Source organism: Kurthia huakuii LAM0618 (assembly GCF_000505545.1).
Taxonomy (GTDB): Bacteria; Bacillota; Bacilli; order Bacillales_A; family Planococcaceae; genus Kurthia; species Kurthia huakuii.
In genome coordinates, this window is record NZ_AYTB01000012.1 from 154,479 (window position 1) to 160,740 (window position 6,262).

6 protein-coding genes are annotated in these 6,262 nt (G+C 37.5%); 3 read left to right on the forward strand and 3 right to left on the reverse strand.

Going from position 1 to position 6,262, the window contains the following annotated elements; genetic code table 11:
* Nucleotides 1-89 precede the first annotated feature (89 nt).
* Nucleotides 90-1,970, forward strand: a complete 1,881-nt coding sequence (locus V514_RS0109775; protein WP_161630186.1) for a GTPase domain-containing protein — start codon at nt 90-92, stop codon at nt 1,968-1,970.
* Nucleotides 1,971-3,083, forward strand: coding sequence for a YcjF family protein (locus V514_RS0109780; protein ID WP_029499772.1), 1,113 nt, complete (start codon nt 1,971-1,973; stop codon nt 3,081-3,083).
* Between the two features lie 64 nt (nt 3,084-3,147).
* On the opposite strand, the gene V514_RS0109785 is transcribed toward V514_RS0109780, so the two are convergent.
* Both V514_RS0109785 and V514_RS0109790 read right to left on the reverse strand, forming a co-directional pair.
* A complete protein-coding gene (locus tag V514_RS0109785; RefSeq protein WP_029499773.1) occupies nt 3,148-3,348 on the reverse strand; it encodes a cold-shock protein in 201 nt (66 codons plus the stop codon).
* 190 nt (nt 3,349-3,538) lie between these two features.
* Complete coding sequence (locus V514_RS0109790) at nt 3,539-4,015, reverse strand: CarD family transcriptional regulator (RefSeq protein WP_029499774.1); 477 nt, start codon at nt 4,013-4,015, stop codon at nt 3,539-3,541.
* Nucleotides 4,016-4,984: 969 nt separating this feature from the next.
* On the opposite strand from V514_RS0109790, the gene V514_RS0109795 reads away from it, so the two are divergent.
* Nucleotides 4,985-5,437: a hypothetical protein gene (locus V514_RS0109795; RefSeq protein WP_029499775.1), complete on the forward strand. Its 453-nt coding sequence runs from the start codon at nt 4,985-4,987 to the stop codon at nt 5,435-5,437.
* A 104-nt stretch (nt 5,438-5,541) separates the two neighbouring features.
* Here the strand turns inward: V514_RS0109795 and V514_RS0109800 are convergent.
* Nucleotides 5,542-6,262: DMT family transporter (locus tag V514_RS0109800; RefSeq protein ID WP_029499776.1), on the reverse strand; the 721-nt coding region annotated here is incomplete at its 5' end.

Consider the following 6,262-nt stretch of genomic DNA (forward strand, 5'->3'; position numbering starts at 1 on the left):
GGCACCGCAATGTCTCGGTTTTTTTTGCGTTCGATGAAACATTTTTTGGTGTATTCCGTATAGTATAATACATTCTAAAAAAGATGGTGATGATGTTGGATTTAACACAACTCAATATTTTACTCTATAAACAACCGGGCGCGCACGATTTCTCGCTGCCGTTCACACAAGTTGGTGACGTACCGATTATTAAAAGCGCGAATGCTGCAACAATCATGCTGTATGTCATGACAGCTAACGGTCCAACCGCAGAAGAGCTGTTTACAATTCAGCAAGCGGCAAAAAAAATGCCGGTCATTCTCGCACTCCGCCATATTAATGGTCCGATTGATTTAGATATGGTCTTGCCAGCAAATGTGACACTCACAAGTGCCGACGATGCCATCCTACTTGAAGATGCATTATTTGATGGCTATTTACGTGTTGTGCGAGCCTTTTTCCGCGCAAAAATGATGATGTATGCTAAAAAAGCACTTTTACCATACAAAGAAAAAGTCGAAAAAATATGGCGTACTAAAAATGCCGAACAACAAGCTGAGCAATATACGCTCACGTTTTTAACGCAAGATTTACGCCCTATTTTGCATCGTGTAGCAGAACAATTACTCATGCCGTTATCGCCAAAAATCGCTTTTTTTGAAGAGCAAGACGAGCAAAATTTATCGTTTGAAACATTTACACAAAATATCGCTAATTTTTTCAAACAACTACGTGGCACCGAAGAACTGACCGAAGAAAAATCTGGACGCCTTAAAAACTTCTTTGACAAAACATCGCATAAAGCGCGCTCCATTGTGAATAAATCATCGTTTCATGTAGCGGATGCTTTTGAACAATATGTCCTCGAACAACTACGCACAAACCGTGATGTCGCAGATTTAATCGAAGAATATATTGCACAAGTGAAAGAAGCGATGCTACCGGTGCGCGCACGACACGCTGTCAATGTTGCCATTTTAGGACAGACAGGCGTCGGTAAATCTTCGCTTATTAATTACTTATTTAACGAGCCAAAACGGGCAACCGGTGCCGGTAAACCAGTAACCGAACAAGGTTTTTTTGAAGAAAAGCTCGTGTTAAATGGTATTCCTGTCTCACTCATTGATTCATGGGGTATCGAGCAAGGAAAAGACCAATTATGGCTCGCTGATTTTAAACATTTCCTTGAAACACGTGGTTATAAGTCAGCGGTGTCAGAATGGGTGCATATCGCTGTTTACTGCATTTCAGCTGCGTCTACACGCGTCCAAGATTTTGATTTACAAGTGATTGATATGCTGCGCGCGCAAAAAATTCATGTCATTGTTGCCTTAACCAAAGCGGCGCTCGTCTCACCACAAGTCGTTACTGAGTTGACCGCTACGATTCACGATGCCACACAAAAAAATGTGACGGTCATTTCTGTTAATAGTGTCGCGCAAAAGCTTATGACAGGGCAAATGATTGAACAACAAGGCCTTCACGAGATTACCGCGCATATTCGCGTCAATTATTTAGAAATGCTAAATGAACGCTTACCGGAACGTATTTTTTATTTAGCTGAGCGTAAAGTAGCTGGGGAATACCGCCGGCGTATTGAAGAAAGCCCGTCAAGTAAAGAAGCAGTTGCACTGGCAAAACAGCTATCAGAGCGCTTTATTACACAAGATTTAAATGTTCTAATCGAACGTGAAGTACATGCGGCGATGACGACCTATGCGAGTACACTTGATGTAACACATCCAACGCGTCGCGCTCACCGTCATAAACAATCAACGAATGACTGGCGCATTGAAGCACTAGACATCGCATTTGGTAAACTAGAAGAAGCATTTCGTGCGACGATTTTAATGCAATCACCACCACAAGTTGGCCGCAAATTCCAAAAGGAAATGCTACGCTATTTAGAGGACAATCGCCAGCGTATTGACGCGGAAACACGCCAAACGATTGCGCGCGCAAGTGCCGTTATTGATAAGGAGGAACGATAAATGAAAAAAGAAAATTTACAAATGAACGAGCAAATTGAACAGGCGCTCGAGCTATTTTTAAAAGAGGATGGCAATGCGAATATTCTCGTTGTTGGCGCTACTGGCGTCGGCAAATCAGCACTCGTCAACAAAGTTTTCGCTATCGATTTTACGAAAGTGGGCAATGGTAAACCGGTCACGCAAGAAACAACGAAATATACGGTACCTAATATGCCACTGACATTGTTCGATACGAAAGGTTATGAACTTGCGAGCGAAGAACATACGCGATTTTTAAATGAAATGCAACTCTATATGGAAGATCATACGACAAAACCCGAGGACCAAATTCATATGGTGTGGTATTGTATTGCTGCGCCAAATAGTCGTATAACGGATATGGATATCGCAATGATTGAGCGTTTCCGTAAAACCGGTAAACCGCTAGCTGTCGTACTAACGAAGGCGGATATGGCGGCAGAAGACGATTTACGAGCAATGATGGCGATTTTACAACAAGCAACGATTCCACATTTTTATGTTTCAACCGTCTTTGATGCGGGCGGCAACTTTGAATTAAGTCAGTTAATTTCATGGACGTATGAACAGATCGAACCTTCTGTCAAATATGCGTTTTTACGTGCACAGCGCTCAAATATCGATCTCGTGAAAAAAGAAGTGAACAAAGCGATTCGTCAACATGCGGCCGCATCATTTGCGGTAGGCTTTACACCGATTCCCTTTGCTGATGGACCGATTTTATTAGCCAATCAGAGCGCAATGATTGGCCGAATTATGAAGCAATACGGTCTTGATAGCGACTTTGAAAATATTTCGGTCATTATTAGTGCGCTTGGTGCAGGTACAATTGTTAGTAATCTTGGTCGTTATTTAGTCGCACAATTAACGAAATTTATTCCTGGCGCCGGCTCGGTTATTAACGGTTCCGTTGCTACGGCAATTACAGTATCACTTGGCTTTACAGTGTCCGAAATTTGCTATCGCATCGCGAAGAAAAATATTCGTGGCGAAGATGTTACGGAATTTGTTACGGACTTATTGAGCAGTGATGAAGTGAAAAAAATGTTTGATGATTTCTTAAAAAAAGAAATGGACGATCAAAAGAAAAAATAACATGCTTTGCAAACACAAAAAAGGCACGCCCATTAGATGGGGTGCCTTTTTTTATCGTCAACGATTAAAGTTTTACGATGTTAGCAGCTTGAGGACCGCGTTGGCCGTCTTCTACGTCGAATTCTACTTTTTGGCCTTCTTCAAGTGATTTGAAACCTTCACCTTGAATTGCTGAGAAGTGAGCGAATACGTCAGAACCGCCTTCAACTTCGATGAAGCCGAAACCTTTGTCTGCGTTAAACCATTTTACTGTACCTTGTGTCATTTAAATGACCTCCAATAATTATATTAATAAGATTATAATTCCTCAAAAAGAAAAAATTCACGTATTACAAAAAATATTAAATAAAACACTAATACATTTTGTAATACGTGAATTTATTATTCTTATTACATATAGTATACAACAAAAAATAACATTTGGCTACCTTTAAAAGCACCTATTACAAATAATTTTAACTAAAAATATTTATTTCCGTTTCTGTAATCCCTTTAATTAGATTAAGTTCGCTAAGTAAAAACTTGTGTGTGTTGTTTAACATCGCTTTTTCGCTCGTATTAAGTGCTTTGTCTTCCTTCAAGCGCATTAAATCACGTACAACTTCTGCACACTCTTGTATTTTTCCTGTTTTTACTTTATCAGTATTCACTGTATACCGCTGTTTCCATGGTAATGAGCTATCTGATTCTCCATGTTGAAAAATGTCTATAATATGTTGTAACTCCGTTATATCCGTAACAGAACGTATATTTGAACTCAAGAATTTAGTCTCTGGGACAGTCAGTTGCATATTGCTTGCTGTTAAATGGATCACGTAGCATGCTTGCGGCTGCCCTTTGATTTCCTTTTGTTCTATCGCTTTAATGATACCTGCTCCGTACATTGGATAAATAATATTTTCGCCAATTTGAAACAAATAATTCGCCTCCATTTATAATCACCTATTTAATTTTAACACTTTTCCGCATTTTTATCAAATTTTCCATGATATCACACCTTTATTTTTATTGTCAACCCATTTCTCCACTTATATTAATAATCCATATTTCAGCAAAAATAACGTCATTTGATCGTATAAATGACGTTATTTTTGATTCATGCAGCTCGTCCCTTGACGTCAAACAAGGCCATGTTACGCTGTTTCACTCGGACGCCAAGTGTTTTTATCAAGCTTGGCCCAGCGTCCGAAAAACATGGCCTGAAAACTTTGGAGTCAAGGGTGAGCGAAACTTTAAAACTGTTTATGTTACAATAATTAAAGAAAGTAAATCGTACTTATTTAACGTCTAAATTGTCTATACATTTCGCATAAAGGGTTATTATCGGCACTTACGGAATTTGCGAAATTTTGTTTACCAAACGTCGGTTTGGGAAGGTTATACTTCAATTAACGGAGCAGGTTAGCTCTATAAGGATTTGTTATATTTTTACAAAATGTTACAATTGGATTAAATAAAAATTGGCTGTATTAAACAAAGTGAGGTGTTTAATTTGGAAAACAGTTATCAATTGCCAATGCTTAAACTTTTGTCTATTCTTTGCCCTATTTTTATTAGTGTTTATCCGCCATCTGATTACCTTTTAGCAAGCCATATAATCGCTATCCTTGGATTCGTCTTTAGTATAATTAGCGTGAAAAGGAATCCTGATTTATTTGGAAAAATAATTTTGATTATCAACCTAATTATTCTAACAATTTTTGTTGTAACAGATTTATTAATTCTATTTCGTACTTTTTGACACCATAAAATTCATTGCTCTTTGTGAATCAATCTACTTAAACAAACGAGGTGCTTTAGTTCAACAAACATTTCAAAATGTGACCAAACACCGCTTTGGGAATCTTCTTTGCTTATCCATTACGAAATGTATTAGAGTATGATTCAAAGGGGGAATACATATGAATTGGGTTGAAATAAATGAACAATCAGATATTGAGCATTTACTAGAGCATTTTGGTTATTTTCACGATGGCTGTTTAAGAGAAATGTATATGTGGACAGGAACTTATGTGAATGAAGATTTATCTATGGCAGTACCGGGAGAATTAGATACAAATGTAAAGATATTATTTCAGCGTCAATTTGCCAATCCATCTGCAATTGAAATCCTTTTTGAAAACGTAACAGGGGTTCAGATTATTCCGAGTCCAGAAAATTATGATTCAATCATACGTGATGCAATCATTTTGAAAGTTGAAGATAATTTTTATTGGGCTGATGATTATAATTGGCATCCTAAAGAAAATTCGGACGCTTGTAGCAATTGGATTTCAGCTAAAAGAATGAAATGGCGAGAAGTTAATGATTGGATGGGTAAGCAAAATCGCTATGCAATTGGCGAATCTTATTAATTTCTCATACAAAATAACTTTCCCAAATGACACTTTGGGAATGAAAAAGCGAACGCACTTGTTGTATATGCGTTCGCTTTTTATTTCGTTTAAACAAACCATAATTAAATTACAGTCTTTTTCCTTTTAGCCACTGCAATGTAAGCACCTACGACAGCTAATATAATGCCGACAACTAAGTTAATTGAAATTTGTGTTTCACCAATGATCACACTAGCAAAACCACCGATAGCTGGGAATAGGGCAACCATATAGCTACTTTCCGAAGCTCCTAGATTTTTGATTAACAATAAATACAATAACCAGGCTACAAATGAAGCTAGAACCGCTAAATAGAGTAACCCTACCCAATAATGAAGAGAATTAGGCACAACAAAGCTTTTTGCTGAAGCAATCGTAAATATTAATATTAAAATAGTAGCTGAAAACATTCCGATTGTATTGGCCATTATAGGGTCGATATTTTTCTTATTATTGTAGTATGAAAACACATCACCGATTGACGTAACAATAGTACCAACTAACGCTAAAACAATACCAATCACAAAACCTGACGAAATAGTGTGTAAATCCGGATAAAGAATGACAACAACACTTAACAAGCCTAGTGCGCCACCTATGTAGATTTTTTTCTGTAGCTCTGTTTTAAATACAATATTTAAAAAAATAGGCGTTATAATTGCTTTCAATGAGAAAATTAGTGTGACAAGTGCTGCTGTACTATAAATTGTTCCATAATAAAGTAACAAATAGCTGATTGCAAAATTACAAACGCCAAAGCCGATAATCGTAAAGTAATTCATTTTTTCTTTCGTAAATTTCATC